The 16911-nt window shown below is 68.9% G+C and carries 17 protein-coding genes; 12 read left to right on the top strand and 5 right to left on the bottom strand.

Annotated features, from left to right (window positions below):
* Nucleotides 1-104: 104 nt before the first annotated feature.
* Nucleotides 105-1661 carry a carboxylesterase/lipase family protein gene (locus tag E0H50_RS20935; RefSeq protein ID WP_202868253.1) on the top strand — a complete coding sequence of 519 codons (1557 nt, stop codon included), beginning with the start codon at nt 105-107 and terminating at the stop codon, nt 1659-1661.
* Here E0H50_RS20935 and E0H50_RS20930 read toward each other — a convergent pair.
* On the bottom strand, nt 1603-2235 hold the full coding sequence (locus E0H50_RS20930) for a TMEM175 family protein (RefSeq protein ID WP_165547230.1): 633 nt from the start codon (nt 2233-2235) through the stop codon (nt 1603-1605). The two genes, E0H50_RS20935 and E0H50_RS20930, sit on opposite strands and share 59 nt — an antisense overlap.
* On the bottom strand, nt 2213-3649 hold the full coding sequence (locus tag E0H50_RS20925; RefSeq protein WP_238151115.1) for an MFS transporter: 1437 nt from the start codon (nt 3647-3649) through the stop codon (nt 2213-2215). Before E0H50_RS20925 ends, E0H50_RS20930 begins: the two co-directional genes overlap by 23 nt.
* A gap of 119 nt (nt 3650-3768) precedes the next feature.
* On the opposite strand from E0H50_RS20925, the gene E0H50_RS20920 reads away from it, so the two are divergent.
* Nucleotides 3769-4710, top strand: a complete 942-nt coding sequence (locus E0H50_RS20920) for a phosphotransferase enzyme family protein (RefSeq protein WP_131291144.1) — start codon at nt 3769-3771, stop codon at nt 4708-4710.
* A 1-nt stretch (nt 4711) separates the two neighbouring features.
* Here the strand turns inward: E0H50_RS20920 and E0H50_RS20915 are convergent, their stop codons facing one another.
* On the bottom strand, nt 4712-5194 hold the full coding sequence (locus E0H50_RS20915; RefSeq protein WP_131291141.1) for a MarR family winged helix-turn-helix transcriptional regulator: 483 nt from the start codon (nt 5192-5194) through the stop codon (nt 4712-4714).
* A gap of 224 nt (nt 5195-5418) precedes the next feature.
* On the opposite strand from E0H50_RS20915, the gene E0H50_RS20910 reads away from it, so the two are divergent.
* From E0H50_RS20910 to E0H50_RS20870, 9 genes are all read left to right on the top strand, one after another.
* The gene (locus E0H50_RS20910; protein WP_238151114.1) at nt 5419-6531 is read left to right on the top strand and encodes an MFS transporter; all 1113 of its coding nucleotides are present in this window, start codon (nt 5419-5421) and stop codon (nt 6529-6531) included.
* A 10-nt stretch (nt 6532-6541) separates the two neighbouring features.
* Nucleotides 6542-7636 (top strand): nitrite/sulfite reductase, encoded by a 1095-nt coding sequence (locus E0H50_RS20905; protein ID WP_238151113.1) that lies wholly within the window; start codon nt 6542-6544, stop codon nt 7634-7636.
* Entirely contained in the window at nt 7633-8262 is a 630-nt protein-coding gene (locus E0H50_RS20900) for a precorrin-8X methylmutase (protein ID WP_131291137.1), read from the top strand. Before E0H50_RS20905 ends, E0H50_RS20900 begins: the two co-directional genes overlap by 4 nt.
* On the top strand, nt 8259-9785 hold the full coding sequence (cobJ, locus tag E0H50_RS20895; RefSeq protein ID WP_131291135.1) for a precorrin-3B C(17)-methyltransferase: 1527 nt from the start codon (nt 8259-8261) through the stop codon (nt 9783-9785). The genes E0H50_RS20900 and cobJ overlap by 4 nt, the downstream gene beginning before the upstream one ends.
* A 77-nt stretch (nt 9786-9862) precedes the next feature.
* Nucleotides 9863-10555 (top strand): hypothetical protein, encoded by a 693-nt coding sequence (locus E0H50_RS20890; protein WP_131291133.1) that lies wholly within the window; start codon nt 9863-9865, stop codon nt 10553-10555.
* 68 nt (nt 10556-10623) lie between these two features.
* On the top strand, nt 10624-11256 hold the full coding sequence (locus E0H50_RS20885) for a hypothetical protein (protein WP_131291131.1): 633 nt from the start codon (nt 10624-10626) through the stop codon (nt 11254-11256).
* A gap of 51 nt (nt 11257-11307) precedes the next feature.
* Nucleotides 11308-12501: a N(5)-(carboxyethyl)ornithine synthase gene (locus tag E0H50_RS20880; RefSeq protein ID WP_131291129.1), complete on the top strand. Its 1194-nt coding sequence runs from the start codon at nt 11308-11310 to the stop codon at nt 12499-12501.
* A 39-nt stretch (nt 12502-12540) separates the two neighbouring features.
* A complete protein-coding gene (locus E0H50_RS20875) occupies nt 12541-13215 on the top strand; it encodes an SDR family NAD(P)-dependent oxidoreductase (RefSeq protein WP_131291127.1) in 675 nt (224 codons plus the stop codon).
* 10 nt (nt 13216-13225) lie between these two features.
* Nucleotides 13226-13708 carry a 2,4'-dihydroxyacetophenone dioxygenase family protein gene (locus E0H50_RS20870; protein WP_131291125.1) on the top strand — a complete coding sequence of 161 codons (483 nt, stop codon included), beginning with the start codon at nt 13226-13228 and terminating at the stop codon, nt 13706-13708.
* Here the strand turns inward: E0H50_RS20870 and E0H50_RS20865 are convergent.
* Nucleotides 13684-14568 carry a LysR family transcriptional regulator gene (locus E0H50_RS20865; protein WP_131291123.1) on the bottom strand — a complete coding sequence of 295 codons (885 nt, stop codon included), beginning with the start codon at nt 14566-14568 and terminating at the stop codon, nt 13684-13686. The genes E0H50_RS20870 and E0H50_RS20865 overlap by 25 nt on opposite strands.
* A 53-nt stretch (nt 14569-14621) precedes the next feature.
* On the opposite strand from E0H50_RS20865, the gene E0H50_RS20860 reads away from it, so the two are divergent.
* Entirely contained in the window at nt 14622-15686 is a 1065-nt protein-coding gene (locus E0H50_RS20860) for an FAD-dependent oxidoreductase (protein WP_131291121.1), read from the top strand.
* On the opposite strand, the gene E0H50_RS20855 is transcribed toward E0H50_RS20860, so the two are convergent.
* Nucleotides 15667-16869 (bottom strand): MFS transporter, encoded by a 1203-nt coding sequence (locus E0H50_RS20855; protein ID WP_131291119.1) that lies wholly within the window; start codon nt 16867-16869, stop codon nt 15667-15669. The genes E0H50_RS20860 and E0H50_RS20855 overlap by 20 nt on opposite strands.
* Nucleotides 16870-16911: the final 42 nt, after the last annotated feature.

Raw genomic sequence — 16911 nt, 5'->3', positions numbered from 1 at the left:
ACAATGTCGGAGCCGCCCGCGCATCCTTGCCACAGACCAAAGTCTGATTGCTTCTGGCCACCGGGCCGAAGTCGTGCGGGCGCCCGCCGGCGGAGAGTGCCGGTATGACGAAGAGACTGTTGGCGATGATGGCGGCCGTGGTGGCTCCGGCTGGGTTGCTGGTGGCGTTCGCCGGGCCTGGTGAGGCCGCGGAACCTGGCATCGTGCAGACCGATAAAGGGCTGGTGGCCAGTAAGGCCGTGGGGGATGCGCTGGTGTACGACGGGATTCCGTACGCCGCTCCACCGGTGGGCGCGTTGCGGTGGAAGGCGCCGCAGCCGGCGCGGCCGTGGACCGGCGTACGGGCGTCCAGGACGGGCAGCGTTTGCGCGCAGCAGGCGAACTCCGAGGCACCGGACGGTTCGACCGCCGAGGACTGCCTCTATCTGAACGTGACGACTCCCGCCAAGCCGTCCACGAAACCACGGGCCGTCGTGGTGTGGATCCCCGGCGGCGGGTTCTTCTCCGGCGCCGGCAGCAGCTACGAGGCGTCGAAGTTCGCCGCGCGCGGTGACGTGGTCGTTGTCACGGTCAACTACCGCCTCGGCATCTTCGGCTTCTTCGGGTACCCGGGCCTGCCAGCCTCCGGCACGTTCGGCCTGCAGGACCAGCAGGCCGCACTGCGCTGGGTGCAGCGCAACGCCGGCGCGTTCGGCGGCGACCCGCGCAACGTCACGGTGGCGGGTGAGTCCGCCGGTGGGATGAGCGTGTGCGCCCAGCTGACTTCTCCGACCTCCACAGGCCTGTTCGCGAAGGCGATCATGCAGAGTGGCTCGTGCGCCTTCAACTGGGCCGACAACAGCCAGTACCCGGGCCAGACCGCTGACTCGCCGTGGATCCCGGTCAGCCGGGTACAGGCGACCGGCAAGGAGTGGGCCGACAGCAAGCACTGCACGACGCTCGAGTGCCTGCGCAGTCTGAAGGCCGACGTACTGGTGGACGACCTGCTCCAGTTCACGCAGATCGGGTACGGCGGGAGTCCCGTCGTACCGTTCAGCCCTGCGAAGGCGATGAAGGCTGGGCTGTTCCACCGGGTGCCGATCATCTCCGGCAACAACCACGACGAAGCGAACGGCTGGCTGGCCGCGTTCGGAGACATCAAGGACTACCCGGCGCTGGTGAAGAACATGGTCGGCGCGCAGAAGGCACCTCAGGTACTGCGGCAGTACCCGCAGTCACGCTACGAGTCGCCGGCCGCGGCGTGGGGTGCTGTGACGACGGACCGGATCTGGTCGTGCACACAGGTCGCGACGGATCAGCAGGCGGCGCTCATAGTGCCGGTGTACGCGTACGAGTTCGCTGACAAGCACTCACCGATCGGTGCACCCGGGCTGGGAGCCGCACACGCCATGGAGCTCCCGTACCTGTTCCGGCTCGGTGGGTACGACTTCCCGATGTCGGAGACGCAGCAGCAGCTGTCGAACCAGATGATCGACTACTGGACGGCGTTCGCGCGGACCGGCAACCCGAACGGACCGGACCGTCCACACTGGTCGCCCACCGGCGCCAAAGCCGTCAACGGGCTCTCACTCGCGCCGACGGACCAGGGCGGCATCCAGCAAGTCAATCCGACTGCTGAGCACCAGTGCGGGTTCTGGAGCGGCCTTTCCACACCCGCATGAAGATGGGCGACAACAGCAGCAGGAGCATCGCGTAGAAGTTCACGCCTGGCACCAGCGACGCCAGGAGGTAGGCAATCACGGTCAACCCGGTCAGCAGCAGCGAGCTAACGAGCTCCTGCTTGCCGACCGGGTTCGCGGGCTTCTCCAGCTCCTTGTGACCGTGGACCATCCACGTGAGCGCGGACTGGCACACGCTGAGCGCCAGGATCGTGCCGATGTAGACACCGGCGGTGAACCGATCGCTGGGGAAGGCACCGATGATCTCGGTCGGGAACGGCAGTACGACGATCGTGAGCAGCCACAGCAGGTTCACCCGCATCATGGCTGGGGTGTACGCGCGGATGTGCTCGAACAGCCGGTGATGCCCCAGCCAGAAGCTCGCGATCACCACGAAGCTCAGCAGGAACGTGAAGATCTCCTGGCGGTGCTCTGTGATCACGCTGACCGCGTCGCCGCCGTCCGCCTGCACCTCGGGCACCAGGTCGACCAGCGGCAGCACCAGCAACGTGATGGCGATCGCGACGACCGCATCGGTGAACAGCACCAGCCGGTCAGGATCTCTCGACGTACTCACGGCCGCCAACACTAGCCGGACTTCGGAGCAGGCTGACGGACAACAGCAGAGCTGCTAGTACGAATCCGGCCGCTGCGAGCCACGCGGCGCCGTAGCCGTCGCGTAGCGCCAGCAGGCCGCCCGCACCCTCCGCGAGGCGGCTGGTGGTCGTTGATGCGGCCAGGGCGGCCAGTACGGCGGTTCCGACGGCTGCACCGGCCTGCTGGGCGGTGTTGTTGAGTCCTGAGGCCAGTCCGGCGTCGCCTGCGTCCGCACCGGACATGGCCAGCATGATGGAGGCTGGGATGGCGACACCGATACCGGCACCCATGACCGCCAGCACAGGGCCGACGTTGACGACGTACGAGCCGTCCACTGGTGCACGGCTGATCCAGAGCAGCACCAGCAGGAAGACGACCAGTCCGGCGATCAGCATCTTGCGTGGGCCGAAGCGGACGGTGAGACGTGGTGCTAGTGACAGGGACATCAGCCCGTTCATGAGCGGCGCCGGCAGGAACGCTAGGCCGGTGGTGAGCGAGTCGTAGCCGAGTACGCGCTGCACGTACAGGGCGGTGGTGAACTGGAAGCCGAAGCCGGCTGCGAAGAGCAGTACGACCACACCGTTGGCCACGGTGAGTTGACGGCGACGGAAGATGCGCAGGGCAAGCAACGGGTTCTTGATCCGTGCCTGGCGGACGACGAAGGCGGCCAGCAGCAGGAGCGACGCAGCGGCCAGCACCACCGTGCGAGTCAGTGTCGCCTGCGGTTCTGCGGTCTGGACGATCGTGTAGACGCCCAGCGAGAGTCCTGCGGTGACCAGGACGGCGCCCAGTACGTCAGCACCGTTGGCGAGGCCGAGACCTGGCTGGCGCGCAAGGAGACGTACGGCGAACGCCAGCGAGGCCACACCGATCGGGACGTTGATCAGAAACGCCCAGTGCCAGCCGATGGTCTGCGTGATCACACCACCGAAGATGAGCCCGATCGACGCACCGCTGGCAGCCGTGAAGCTGTAGACGCCCATGGCGCGCGCCTGCTCACCGGGAGCCGGGTAGAGGCTCACGATCATCCCGAGGATCACCGCCGAGGCCAGCGCCCCGCCAACCCCCTGCAGGAACCTGCCTGCGATCAGCACCTCGGCGCTGCCCGCCACCCCGCACAACAACGACGCCGCGGTGAACAACCCGAGCCCCGCGACGAAGACCCGCTTACTCCCGATCAGATCCCCGATCCGGCCCGCCAGCAGAAGCAGCCCGGCGAACGCGATCAAGTACGAGTTCATCACCCACGCCAGTCCGGCCTGCGAGAACCCCAGCTCCGCCTGGATCGTCGGCAACGCGACCGTCACCACAGTCCCGTCCAGGATGATCATCAGCTGCATCACACACAGCACCACCAACGCCTTGGCCCGCCCTCGCGCCACATCCACCTTCACCGGCTTCTCCTCAGGTCATCGATTGAAAAGACCATAGCAGATAGTTCTGTAACAGACGATCTCTTATCGGATGAACAATTCGGCTGCCTGCGCTTGGGTTCGCGGCTAAGGTCGTCGGGATGAGAACCGAGCCGGCGGAGATCTCGCGCGACCTGGTGGCCGGAATCCTCAAGGAACACTGGGGTTTCCGGGCCGCGGATGTCACCTACGCACCCGTGGGGTTCGGCAGTCATCACTGGATTGCGTCCGACACCGACGGACCGCGCTGGTTCGTGACCGCGGACCGGGTCGGCCCTCAGATCGAGGCGGCCATGCGGACGGCCAAGGAACTGGCGGACCGCGGCCACGAGTTCGTCGTGGCGCCGTTGGCCGATCGGGACGGTCTGCTGGTGCGCGAACTCCTGACGGGGTGGACAGTGTCGGTCCTGCCGTACCTGCACGGGTGGAGCACTCCGGACGGCGCCTGGGACGACCCGGCCGAGCGGGAGCAGATCGCTCGGATCGTCGGTCGGCTCCACGCCGCGACACCCCCAGAAGCCTTGCAGCGCTGGGATTTCGCCGTACCGGACCGGGACGCGCTCTTGGCGGCACTCAAGGACCTCAAGCGGCCGTGGTCGGCAGGGCCGTACTCCGAACCCGCCCGGCTGCGGCTGGCCGGGGCGCACGCCTACGTACACAGCACGCTGGACCACTACGACGCTTTGGTGCGCGAGGTCGATGCGTCGGACGAGCCCTGGGTCGTGACGCACGGCGAGCCGCACAGCGCGAACGTACTCCGCACCGCCGACGGCACCATGCGCCTCGTCGACTGGGAGACCGTGCGCCTCGCGCCCCGCGAACGCGACCTGAAGGCGGTCCTCGGCGGGCCGACCGACGTACTCCCGGCGTACCAGTCGGAGGCCGGCCCGGTCAGCCCACGGGCCGCGGCGCTGGAACTATTCGACGTCTGGTGGTCAGTGGCCGAGATCGCGTCCTACATCCGCCTGTTCCGCGAGCCGCATGTCGAGTCCGAGGACAGCAAGGAGTCCTGGCGGGAGCTGACGGAATACCTGCCGGGATAGTTCAGCTCGTGCGCTGGCGGGAGCGGCGTACGGGCTGGGCGGTGGTCGGAGTGGCCAGGGGGCCGTCCACCAGGGTGGTGATGGAGTCCACGAAGGTCTTGCGGTGCTGGGCGGTCAGGGCTTCGAGGGCGTCGGCGTGGACGCGGTCGACGATCCTCTGGCCTTCGGCGGCGATCTTGGCGCCGGACTCGGTGACCGCGATGATGCGGGCACGGCGGTCGGTCGCGGAGGGGCGGCGTTCGGCGTACCCGGCCTTCTCGAGGGCGTCGACGGTGACCACCATCGTGGTCTTGTCCATGTAGGCGAGCTCCGCGATCTGGATCTGCGTACGCTCGGCCTCGAGCGCGTGCCGCAGCACGCACTGCATCCGCAGCGTCAGCCCGATCTCCGCCAGCGCCGCGGACAACTGGGTCTCCAGGACGTGACCGGCATGCGTGAGGTAGCCGGTCAGGTCAGGGACAGTACGTTCCGGAAGCTGCGCCATACCATCGAGACTAGCTCGACTCATCCGCCCGAAGATCATCCCGAGCCGGATCATCCCCACGGGCCGTCGTTCCCGATCGCGGGAAAGCGACGCCTTGCTCCGTCCCGAGGGCGGTGTCGTGAAGTCGCGAGCTGGTTGGTGGCCTGGGCAGTTGTTTGGGAGTTATGACTGTTCTGACAACCCGGACTGCTCCGCGAGCCCTCCAGTGGCTTGGGGTTGGCGCGGTGACGCTGGGGATCTTCGCGATCGTCACTACCGAGATTCTCCCGATCGGTCTGCTCAGCCCGATCGGCGCCGACTTCGCTCTCACGCCGGGCCGTACCGGCTGGCTGATGACGATGCCCGGTCTGGTCGCTGCCGTCGCCGCACCTGTCGTCACGCTCGCGACGGCTCGGCTGGACCGACGCCTGATGCTCTGTGTGCTCATGACCCTGCTGGCCGTCGCGGGCTTCCTCGCCGCGGCCGCACCGGTCTTCTGGCTCGAGCTGGTTGCCCGCTTCCTGGTCGGCCTGACGATTGGCGGCTTTTGGTCCATCGGCGCCGGTCTTGCCGGACGACTCGTCCCAGAGCGCTGGGCGCCTCGGGCGACGGCTGTCATCTTCTCCGCAGTCCCCCTCGGCTCGGTGCTCGGCGTACCGGCAGGCACCTTCGTCGGCGAGCTCACCGGCTGGCGTACGTCGTTCGCAGCGCTCGGCGTATTCGCCCTGCTGGCACTGGTCGCACTACGCGCCACCGTGTCGCCACTGCCGCCGTTGCAGGTCACCCACGCCGCAGTACTCCGCAGGGCCTTCCTCAGCAGTCGGACGGCTCTCGTCGTGACCTGTCTGATCGTCACGGCGCACTTTGCGACCTACACCTACGTCACGCCGTTCCTGCGCGAGGTGGTGCGCCCGGAGCTCATCGGCCTGTTCCTGCTCGTCTACGGCGCCGCAGGTCTGATCGGCAACGTGGTCGCCGGTCTGTGGGCAGCTCGCAATCTCCGCACCACCTTCGCCACCTGCGCCGCGCTCATTGCCGCAGCGACGCTCCTCATGCCAGTGGCCGGCCGCAGTACGGCGGGAGCGTTGCTGCTCCTCGTGGTGTGGGGACTCGGGTACGGCGGCGTACCGGTCTGCTCCATGACGATGTTCGCGCAGGCGGTGCCCGAGTCGCGGGAGGCGGCGACCGTGTGGTTCACGTCCTCGTTCCAGGCCGTGTTGTCGGCTGGGGCGCTACTCGGTGGGCTCGTGGTGGACGCGTGGTCGGTACAGGCGGCAATGGTGGCCGGCGGCGGGTGTGCGGTGGTGGCGGTCGGGTTCCTGCTGTGGGGCAGAACACACCAGGTTCCGGGGACGTAGCATCACGGCTGTGGCGAGGACAGACGTCGATCGATGCCCTGGTGTGCTGGCAGTGCACCAGGCGGCTGACGGCGGTCTCGCACGCGTACGAGTCCCCGGTGGACGGCTGACGACGCCACAGCTCGACGTACTGCGTCTCGCGGCCGCTGAACTGGGTGACGGGCGGCTGGAGCTCACGTCGCGGGGAAACGTCCAACTCCGTGGGCTGCGGTCGGATGGGCCGCAGGACCTGTCGGATCGGCTGTTCGCGGCCGGCCTGCTGCCGTCGATCGCGCATGAGCGTGTGCGGAACATCCTGGCGTCACCACTCTCCGGTCTGGACCAGCAGTCGAGGTACGACGTACTTCCTGTCGCCAGTGCGCTGGACCGCGCGCTGTGCGAGCGCCCTGGGCTGGCTGACCTGCCGGGACGGTTCCTGTTCGCGTTGGACGATGGGCGCGGGGATCTGTCCGAGCTGGCGGCAGATGTGGCTGTGCGAGCGGTGGATGAGCGGACCGCTTTGTTGAGCCTTGGGGGCCTTGGCGTGCGGGTTGAGTGGGGCGTGATGCCAGAGCTGATGGTGGCTGCGGCGGAGGCGTTCCTGGAGGTACGCGATCAGGAGTGGCGGATCGCTGAGGTCGCTCAGGGTGAGGAGTTGATCCTGGAGCGGCTTGGGTTGCGGGCAACTGAGGTGCTGCCGGTTGAGACGGCGCGGGTGGTTGCTGGGGTGCATGGGGCGGCGTTGGTTGTCACGGTTCCGCTGGGGAGTTTGACGCAGGAGCAGGCTGGTGCGTTGGTGCGGGCTGGTGATGAGGTTCGGATCACGCCGTGGCGGTCTGTCGTGGTTCCTGCGGCGGCCACTGGGTTGGAAGAGGTTGGGCTGGTCACCAGCCCTGGCTCCGTCTGGGAGGGTGTGACGGCATGCGCCGGTCAACCGGGGTGTGCCAAGGCACTGGCCGACGTCCGTACCGACGCAACTACCCACCTGACCACGGGGCGTCTTGTTGGGCTCGGCGGGCGGGTGCACTGGTCGGGGTGTGAGCGGCGGTGTGGGAAGCCTGCTGGTGCGTTTGTGGATGTTCTTGCGGTGGGCAACGGTTATCTGGTGGACGGGGAACGGGCGTGAGTTACGAGTACGAGCGGGACGGCGCGGAGATCTACCGGCGGTCGTTCGCGACGATCCGGGCCGAGGCGGCGCTCGACGGGCTGCCGGCCGACGTGGCGCAGGTCGCCGTACGGATGATTCATGCGTGTGGGATGACCGACCTGGTCACCGACCTCGCCTGGTCGCCGAACGTGGTGAAGAACGCCCGCGCCGCGCTCCAGAACGGTGCGCCGATCCTCTGCGACGCGCAGATGGTCGCTGCCGGTATCACCCAGCGACGGCTCCCCGCGGACAACGAGGTGATCTGCACGCTGCAGGACCCGCGGACCGTGGAACTCGCCCAGCAACTCGGCACAACGCGAAGCGCTGCCGCCGTGGACCTGTGGCTCGACCGGCTCGAGGGCGCGGTGGTGGCGATCGGCAACGCGCCGACCACACTGTTCCGCCTGCTGGAGGTGATCGCGGCCGGCGGACCGCACCCGGCTGCGGTGCTGGGCATCCCGGTCGGGTTCATCGGCGCGGCGGAGTCCAAGGAAGCCCTGGCGGCCAACGTGCTCGGGCTGGAGTACTTGGTGGTCAGAGGACGACGGGGCGGAAGCGCGATCACCGCGGCCGCCGTCAACGCGATTGCGAGTGAGACAGAGTGACTGGTCAGTTGTGGGGTGTGGGGCTGGGGCCTGGGGATTCTGAGTTGGTTACTGTGAAGGCGGCTCGGTTGATCGGGGCTGCTGACGTGGTCGCGTTTCACAGTGCGCGGCACGGGCGGAGCATTGCGCGGTCGGTGGCCGCGCCGTACCTGACGCCCGGGCAGCTCGAGGAGCACCTCGTCTACCCGCTCACCACCGAGACGACCGACCACCCGGGCGGCTATCAGGGCGCGATGGACGACTTCTACGCCGACTGCGCCGCCCGGCTCGCGGCGCATCTCGACGCCGGCCGTGACGTCGTCGTCCTCGCGGAGGGCGATCCGCTGTTCTACGGCTCGTACATGCACATGCACAAACGCCTCTCAGAGCGGTACACGTGCGAGGTGGTCCCCGGCGTCACCTCGGTCAGCGCTGCGGCCGCCGTACTCGGCCGCCCGCTGTGTGAGCGCGACGAGATCCTCACGGTCCTCCCCGGCACCCTTCCCCCCGACGTACTGGCAGACCGCCTGCGGTCCACCGACGCGGCCGCGGTGATGAAGCTCGGACGCACCTTCGCCGGAGTCCGCGAGGCCTTCGAGCTCGCGGGTCGCGCCGACGAGGCCTGGTACGTCGAACGCGCGACCACCGACGCCCAGCGCATAGCCCCGCTCAACGAGGTCGACCCGGACGAGGTCCCGTACTTCTCCCTCGCTCTTCTCCCCAGCCCCATCAACAACACGTTCGCCGCCCCGGTCACCCAGACCGCCGCCGAGGGCTCCGTCACCGTCGTCGGTCTCGGTCCGGCCGGCCCGGAGTGGATGACGCCGGAGGTACGCGCCGCAATCGCCGGTGCGGACGACGTGATCGGCTACACGACGTACGTCGATCGACTGCCGGACCGGGCCCGTCAACGCAAGCACGGCTCGGACAACCGTGTTGAGTCGGAGCGGGCCGCGTTCGCACTCGACCTGGCTCGCAAGGGCTCCAGGGTGGTCGTGGTCTCGTCCGGTGACCCAGGTGTGTTCGCCATGGCCAGTGCGGTCACAGAGATCGCAGCGGAGCCGGAGTACGCCGACATCGCCGTACAGGTGCTGCCGGGCATGACAGCCGCGCAGGCAGTCGCCAGCCGGGTGGGGGCGCCGCTGGGACACGACTACTGCGTGTTGTCGCTGTCGGACCGGCTCAAGCCATGGGACGTCATCGCCCAGCGCCTGACCGCGGCAGCGCAGGCAGACCTGGCGCTAGCGATCTACAACCCAGCCTCCCGGTCCCGTACCTGGCAGGTGGAGGCGACCCGGGACCTGCTGCTGGAGCACCGCTCCCCCGGTACGCCGGTCGTGGTCGGACGCGACGTCGGCGGGCCCGAGGAGTCGATCACTGTGACAACACTGGCGGAACTGGATCCTCAAACGGTTGACATGCGGTGCCTGCTCCTGGTCGGCTCGTCTCAGACGCGCACCGTGCCCCGCCCGGCCGGCTCGCTGGTGTTCACTCCGCGCCGATACCCGGCGACGGTGAGTGAAGGCATCCCAGGAGTCGGTTAAATCAGCGCTCCGGCTGTGTCAGGCGCAGTGCGGACGGGTAGGGACCGCCCCGAAGCCGACCTGAGGAGCCAGCGGAGATGAGTCAGCAGTACCCCGGCGACACCGCCACGATCACCACGCCCGCCGGCGACGCCAGCACCCAGAAGTACGAGGAGGCGCGCGCGGCCGCCAGCCGGGCGATGAGCACGATCTCGATCCCCCAGGAACAGCCGCTGCGGACACCGCCGGCGGCGGCCGAGGCGGAGGTCGACCCGGATCTGCTGTCGTACCGCGGGTTCAAGTTCGGTGCGGCGTTCTTCGGGTGGCTGATCGCGATCTCGATGTCGGTGCTGCTGATGGCCGCTGTGTCGGCCGCCGCGCTCGGCACCGCCGAGATCCTGGACTACACCACCAGCGACGCGAAGGCCCAGCCCGGCGCGGCCTCGCTCACCGCGGCAGGTGTCACGATCTTCATGCTGACGCTGGCGTTCTACATCGGCGGGTACGTCGCCGGCCGGCTGGCGCGCTTCGACGGCGGACGGCAGGGCTTCGGCGTCTGGATGATCGCCGTGCTCGTCGGAGCGATCGCCGCCGGCGCCGGCTGGGTGCTGGACAGCCAGTACGGTCTGGTCGACGAGATCAACCGGCCGGACGTGGCGCTCAGCGACAACACCGTTCTCCTCGGCAGCATCGCCGCCGGAGCCACCCTCCTCGTCCTCACGCTGCTGTTCGCGATCGTCGGCGGCAAGTCCGGCCGGCGCTACCACGACCGCATCGACCAGCTGCTCTGAGTAGCCGCTGGGTTTCTCACCGGGTACTGGACAAGTACACGGGGCTTGTCCGGTGAGGAGAAGCTGACATGACCCAGCAGCATCAGGAAGACACACGCGTTGACAGGCTCGGCCCGTCCGAGCTGTACGAGGAGGAGCGGACCGCCGCTCCCGTCCGGGAACGGGACCGGGTACACCGGCGCTCGAAGGGCCGCGGGACGTTCTACGGCTGGCTGGTCGCGATGGGGCTGACCGCGCTGCTGACCGGGATCGCCGGCGCGATCGCGGCGGCGGTCGACTACGCGGCCTCCTTCGACTGGAACGACGCCACGACCAGCGCGAACACCGCCGGCACGATCGGGATCGTGTCCGGCGCGATCCTGCTGCTGATCCTGGCGTTCGCGTACTACCACGGCGGGTACGTCGCCGGCCGACTCGCAGGATCCGGTGGCGCCCTGCACGGCATCGGCGTCTGGCTGGTCGGGGTCGTCGTCACCGCGATCGCCGCCGGGCTTGCAGCGCAGGCGGGCACGCAGTACGACGTACTCGACCGGATGAAACTGCCGTCGGTGCCGATCGCGGACGAGACGCTGACGACCGGCGGCGTGATCGCCGTGATCGCCGCGGCCGTCGTCACGCTGATCGCGGCAGTGGTCGGCGGAATGGTCGGCGGAATGGCCGGCCGCAGGCGGTATGACCGCATGGACGGCAGCGCCGACTGAACCAGACCGCGGCCCGCTGTGCTAGAACAGGCAGTAACCAAAGGGGCCCTCGTGGACCAGCTGAAACTCGGCGTCATCGGTCGTTCCCGCAAGGAGAACGAGCACCGGCTACCGATTCATCCGCACCACTTCGACCGGATCGACGAGGATCTGCGCCGGCACATCTTCCTCGAGACCGGGTACGGCGAGCGGTTCGGGATCCCGGACGAGGACCTGGCGAAATCGGTGGCCGGCGTCGTCGGTCGGGACGAGCTGATCGCGGTCGCCGACGTCGTGGTGCTGCCCAAGCCGCAGCCCGAGGATCTCGCCGGGCTGCGGGTCGGGCAGACGCTCTGGGGCTGGCCGCACTGCGTCCAGGACGACGAGGTCACCCAGCTCGCGATCGACCGCCGGCTCACGCTGATCGCGTTCGAGGCGATGAACCACTGGACCGCCGACGGCCGGTTCAGCCTGCACGTTTTCCACAAGAACAACGAGCTCGCCGGATACTGCTCCGTCCTGCAGGCGCTCGAGCTGATCGGCTCGACCGGCGACTACGGACGCCGGCTGCGGGCGGTGGTGATCGGGTTCGGCGCGACCGCCCGAGGAGCCGTCACCGCGCTGAACGCGCACGGCGTGCACGATGTCGACGTACTGACCGGGCGCGACGTGGCCGCTGTCGGCTCACCGATCCACTCGGCGCGGATCGTCCAGTACGACCAGGACGAGGTCGAGCCCGGCGCCGCCCTCGATCCGCGCCGGAGTCACGCGCTGACCGACGAGGGCCGGGTGCCGCTGGCCGGGTTCCTGGCCGAGCACGACGTGATCGTGAACTGCGTGCTGCAGGACCCGGACGCGCCGCTGACGTTCCTGATCGAGGAGGATCTCGCGCAGTTCGCACCCGGCAGCCTGATCGTCGACGTCTCCTGCGACCTGGGCATGGGGTTCAGCTGGGCCCGGCCGACCGGGTTCGACGACCCGACGTTCGTGGTCGGCGACAACATCACGTACTACGGCGTCGACCACAGCCCGTCGTACCTGTGGAACTCGGCGACCTGGGAGATCAGCGAGGCCCTGCTGCCGTTCGTCCGCACTGTGCTCGACGGTCCGGCCGCCTGGCATGCCGACGCGACCATCAGCCGGGCGATCGAGATCGAGGCCGGCACCATCCGCAACCCCGGCATCCTCTCCTTCCAGAACCGCTCCCCCGAGCACCCCTACCCGCATCTCGAACCTGCGGATCGGGCTGATCCGGTTTACGGGTGACGCTGGCCGTACGCACGAGGGACCGTCAGGCTGGGCGGCATGACACGGACCGCGCTGGTCGTCGGAGGAACGAGCGGGATCGGTGCGGCCGCGGTACGGCGCCTCGCCGCCGACGGACTGCACGTCGTCGCGGCCGGCCTCGGCGCGGGCCGCGCTCAGGTCGAGCTGGATCTGCGCGTCGACGGCTCGGTGGAGGCGCTGATCCGGTCGCTCGGGCGGCTCGACGTACTGGTCAACGCGGCCGGCGTCATCCGGCGGGGCGACGAGCACCGGCCGGACGTCTTCCGGGACGTCGTGGAGATCAATCTGACCGGTGCGATGCGGGCCGCCGAGGCCGCGCACGATCTGCTCGCGGCCAGTGGCGGCTGCATCGTCAACGTGGCGTCGATGCTGAGCTACTTCGGCGGGCCGCTGGTTCCGGCGTACAGCGCGTCCAAGGGCGGGATCGTGCAGCTGACCAAGTCGCTGGCAGTCGCGTGGGCCGCGGACGGGATCCGGGTGAACGCGGTCGCGCCCGGCTGGATCGCCACCGAACTGACCGCGGCGCTGCGGTCCGATCCGGCCGCCTCCGACCGGATCCTGTCCCGGACCCCGATGGCCCGCTGGGGCACGCCCGACGAGGTCGCCGGCGTGATCGCGTTCCTGACCGGCCCGGACGCGGGCTTCGTGACCGGCGCCGTCGTACCCGTCGACGGCGGCTACCTGAGCATGTAGGAGAAACTGGATGATTCCGATATCGGCAGGTGTCCCGGCGGAGATCGCGGTCCAGGCGGTTCCCGACGACGAGCGGCTCTGGGTGCCGCAGGCCCCGGACGTGTGGTTCCGGCCGCTGATGCTGAACACGATCACCGGCCAGTGGTGCAACCTGCTCAAGGTCACCCGCGCCGGCATCGTGTCCCGGCACCGGCATCCGAGCGCGGTCTTCGGCTACGTCATCAAGGGCAAGTGGCAGTACGACGAACACGACTGGGTCGCCGACGCAGGCTCGTTCGTGTACGAACCGCCCGGGGAGATCCACACGCTCCGCGTCCCGAACGAGTGCACCGAGATGATCACGTTCTTCAACATCTCCGGCGCGATGATCTACGTCGACGATGCCGGCAACCAGACCGGCTACGAGGACACGTTCACCAAGATCCAGCTCTGCCGCGACCACTACGGTGCGAACGGCCTCGGCGCCGACTACGTGGACCAGTTCATCCGCTGAAGCACCTCGATGACCTGCAGCAGGGCCGGGGACGGCGGATGGTCGCGCCGGGTGAAGAGGGCGACCTGACGTTCGACACCGGCATCGTCGATGGGGACCAGACGGACGCCGTCGAGGTTGGCTGTGGTGACGGCCAATTCATTGGTGACGCCTACGCCGAGACCGTGGCGGACCAGGGACAGCAGGGTCTGCGGCTGATTGGTGCGGAACGCGGACTCCGGGTTGAGGCCCTTCGACGCGAAGGCCAGGTGGGACTCGAACTGTCGCGGCCCGTCACTCTCACCGATCGAGATCAAGGGCAGCTCGGCCAACTGCTGCAGGGTGACGGACTGGCCGGTTGCGAGTGGGTGGTTCTCGGGGAAGACCGCGGTGAGGGGCTCGTGCCACAGGACCTCGTGGGTCAGCGACTCGTCCGCGACGAGCGGGTGCACCGGACGAATGGCTAGGTCGATGTCACCACGGACCAGTGCGGCCTCCAGGTCCACACTCGGCCCCTCGATCAGGAGCAGTCGGATGGTGTCCGGGAGGCGTCGTACGACCTGGGGGAACAGCCACGCCGCAGCACTCGGGTAGGCGCCGAAACGGACGGCTCCCCCGGCGGACAGGTTCTGCACGCGGCGCAGGATCTCCTCGGCCTGCGGGAGCAGCGCGCGGCCCTCGGGCGTGAGGCGCGGCGGGTGCGCCGTACGGTCGAACGGCTGTACGTCGAGCGCGCGTTCGAGCTCCGCGACGTGCTCGCTGATCCGGGACTGGCCCCGGTACACCGCCTTCGCGGCGGCCGAGAACCCGCCGTACCGCGCGACCGCGGCGAAACTGACGAACCAGCCCATCTTCACGCCGTACATCGCGCCGAGATCCATGGTCGTCCACGGTAGCCGGGAAGACACCGACCGGGTCCGGCGTTGCTCCTGGTGTGCTGGACGTGGCGGTGATCGGAGCGGGGCAGGCGGGCCTATCAGCGGCGTACCACCTGGTGCGGATGGGATTCACGCCGTACGACGAGGTTGTCGTGCTGGACCGGAACCCGGAACCAGGTGGCGCGTGGCAGCACCGTTGGGACTCGTTGACGATGCACGACGTGCACGGGATCGCGAACCTGCCCGGCGTACCGGTGCCGTCCAGCGCCGGCGCGGAACGAGCCAACGAGTTCGTGCCGGCGTACTTCGCGGACTACGAGAAGCAGTTCAGCCTGCCGGTGCTCCGGCCGGTTGCGGTCGAGAGCGTCCGTTCGGTGGATGACGGGTTCGAGCTGGAGACATCCAACGGCGGCTACCGCGCGGCGTCGATCGTGAACGCGACCGGAACGTGGGACCGGCCGTTCATCCCGTGGTACCTGGGGATCGAGACGTTCGAGGGCCGCCAGCTGCACACCGCCGACTACGCCGGCGCGGCGGAACTCGCCGGTCAGCACGTGCTCGTTGTCGGCGGTGGCGCCTCGGCGGTGCAGTTGCTGGCGGAGATCTCTGCTGTTGCGACCACAACGTGGGTGACCCGGCGACCGCCGGAGTGGCGGACTGGTGACGACTTCACGCCTGAGTACGGGCGGCAGGTCGTCGCTCGCGTCGAGGAGCGGGTCCGCGCCGGTCTGCCGCCGCGGAGCGTCGTGAGCGTCACCGGGCTGCACCTGCGACCACAGGAACAGGCCGCGGCGGACCGCGGTGTCTACAACCGCCTGCCGATGTTCTCGCGCATCACCCCGGACGGTGTCCAGTGGGCCGCGGGTGCCGACGCGCCCGATCACCTGCACGTCGACACGATCCTCTGGGCCACGGGCTTCCGCGCGGATCTCGCTCACCTGGCTCCCCTGCGCCTCCGTGAGGCGTCGGGCGGTATTCGCATGAACGGCACCGCCACCGTCGCCGACCCGCGCATTCACCTCGTCGGCTACGGCCCGTCGGCCAGCACCATCGGCGCCAACCGCGCCGGATTCACCGCCGCCCGCGCACTACGCGACCTGCTCAAACCGCTGGCTGCATAACAGGTTCTGGCTCCCGCACCACGACAGGTACGAACATCCCCGCGACCAGGAAGACGCCTGCCGTCAGCAACCATCCAGGCCAGCCCCACGACACCGCGACCGTCGTGATGAGCAGCGGTGCCACGAGGTCACCGATCTGGTGCCCCATCGCATAGGCGCCTTGGTACTGCCCCTGGGCGCCAGGTGGCGCCAACTCGAAGCTGATCCCCCACCCGCCCGCGGACTGCAGCATCTCCCCCAGGACATGTGCGAGCGCCGCCGCGATCAGCAGGCCGATCGTCACCGCACCGGACGTCGCATCGCTCAGTGCCAGCACCAGACAGGTGATCGCCAGCAGCACTCCGGCACGTCGACCGGCCCGGGCGGCGCCGGTGAGGCGCTCGGTGCCCCGCGAGATACGTACCTGCAGCAGGATCACCGCGGCGGAGTTGAGCACCAGCAGCACGGAGATCATCCACCGAGGCGCATCCGTCGCGGTCGCCACCCACAGCGGGATGCCGATCTGCGCGAGCGCGCCATGCATGCTCAGTACGCCGTCCAGCCCGACGAACACCAGGAACCGACGGTCCCGCACCGCAGTCAGCCCCGACGGCCCCGCCGCGGCCGGCACCCGCGCAACGGCCGGCATCCCGAACCGCACCAGCCCGGCCGTCACCACGTACGTCGCCGCGTTCGCCAGCAGCGCTACGACGTACACCTCGCGTCGGTCGACCGCGAGAACCACACCGGCAGCCGCCATCCCCACGGCCATGCCGATATTCGTGACGACTCGGAGGATCGCCCGCGTCCGGACCCGCTGATCGGCCGGAGCGACGCCGGCGATCAACGCACCCTTCGCGCCCCGCTGCCCCGAGTCCGCGATCGCGGTCACCGCCGCGACAGCGACGTACCAGCCGAACGACCGCACCTGGGTCAGCGCGGTCATGGTGACGGCCTGGAGCAACAGAAACCCGACGTACGCCCTGTTGGGGCCCAGCCGGTCGGCGACCACGCCGAGCGGCGTACTCGCAACCAGTCCGACCAGCGCGGCAATCGTCAACCCCACACCAACATGACCAACCGACAGCCCGACGGCCCGCGTCAGGTAGAGCGCCCCGACAGCTGCGTAGACGCCGTTCCCCAGAGTGTTGACGAGTGTCGCGGCGATCAGCCGTCTGACGGCAGGCGAAAGAGATGAGGTCACAGCTGCTCATCCAACAAGCGCTTCCCCGGCACCGCCGGTGGA

It is taken from the genome of Kribbella sindirgiensis, from assembly GCF_004331435.1.
GTDB lineage: Bacteria > Actinomycetota > Actinomycetes > Propionibacteriales > Kribbellaceae > Kribbella > Kribbella sindirgiensis.
Note: the sequence above shows the minus strand (reverse complement) of the source record. Positions and strands in the feature narration are given on the sequence as shown.

Excerpts from the sequence above, each read along its gene's own strand:
- E0H50_RS20920 (WP_131291144.1), top strand. The coding sequence starts at position 3,769 with ATGAGAACCGAGCCGGCGGAGATCTCGCGCGACCTGGTGGCCGGAATC.
- E0H50_RS20870 (WP_131291125.1), top strand. The coding sequence starts at position 13,226 with ATGATTCCGATATCGGCAGGTGTCCCGGCGGAGATCGCGGTCCAGGCG.
- E0H50_RS20865 (WP_131291123.1), bottom strand. The coding sequence starts at position 14,568 with ATGGATCTCGGCGCGATGTACGGCGTGAAGATGGGCTGGTTCGTCAGT.
- E0H50_RS20875 (WP_131291127.1), top strand. The coding sequence starts at position 12,541 with ATGACACGGACCGCGCTGGTCGTCGGAGGAACGAGCGGGATCGGTGCG.
- E0H50_RS20885 (WP_131291131.1), top strand. The coding sequence starts at position 10,624 with ATGACCCAGCAGCATCAGGAAGACACACGCGTTGACAGGCTCGGCCCG.
- E0H50_RS20935 (WP_202868253.1), top strand. The coding sequence starts at position 105 with ATGACGAAGAGACTGTTGGCGATGATGGCGGCCGTGGTGGCTCCGGCT.
- E0H50_RS20890 (WP_131291133.1), top strand. The coding sequence starts at position 9,863 with ATGAGTCAGCAGTACCCCGGCGACACCGCCACGATCACCACGCCCGCC.
- E0H50_RS20915 (WP_131291141.1), bottom strand. The coding sequence starts at position 5,194 with ATGGCGCAGCTTCCGGAACGTACTGTCCCTGACCTGACCGGCTACCTC.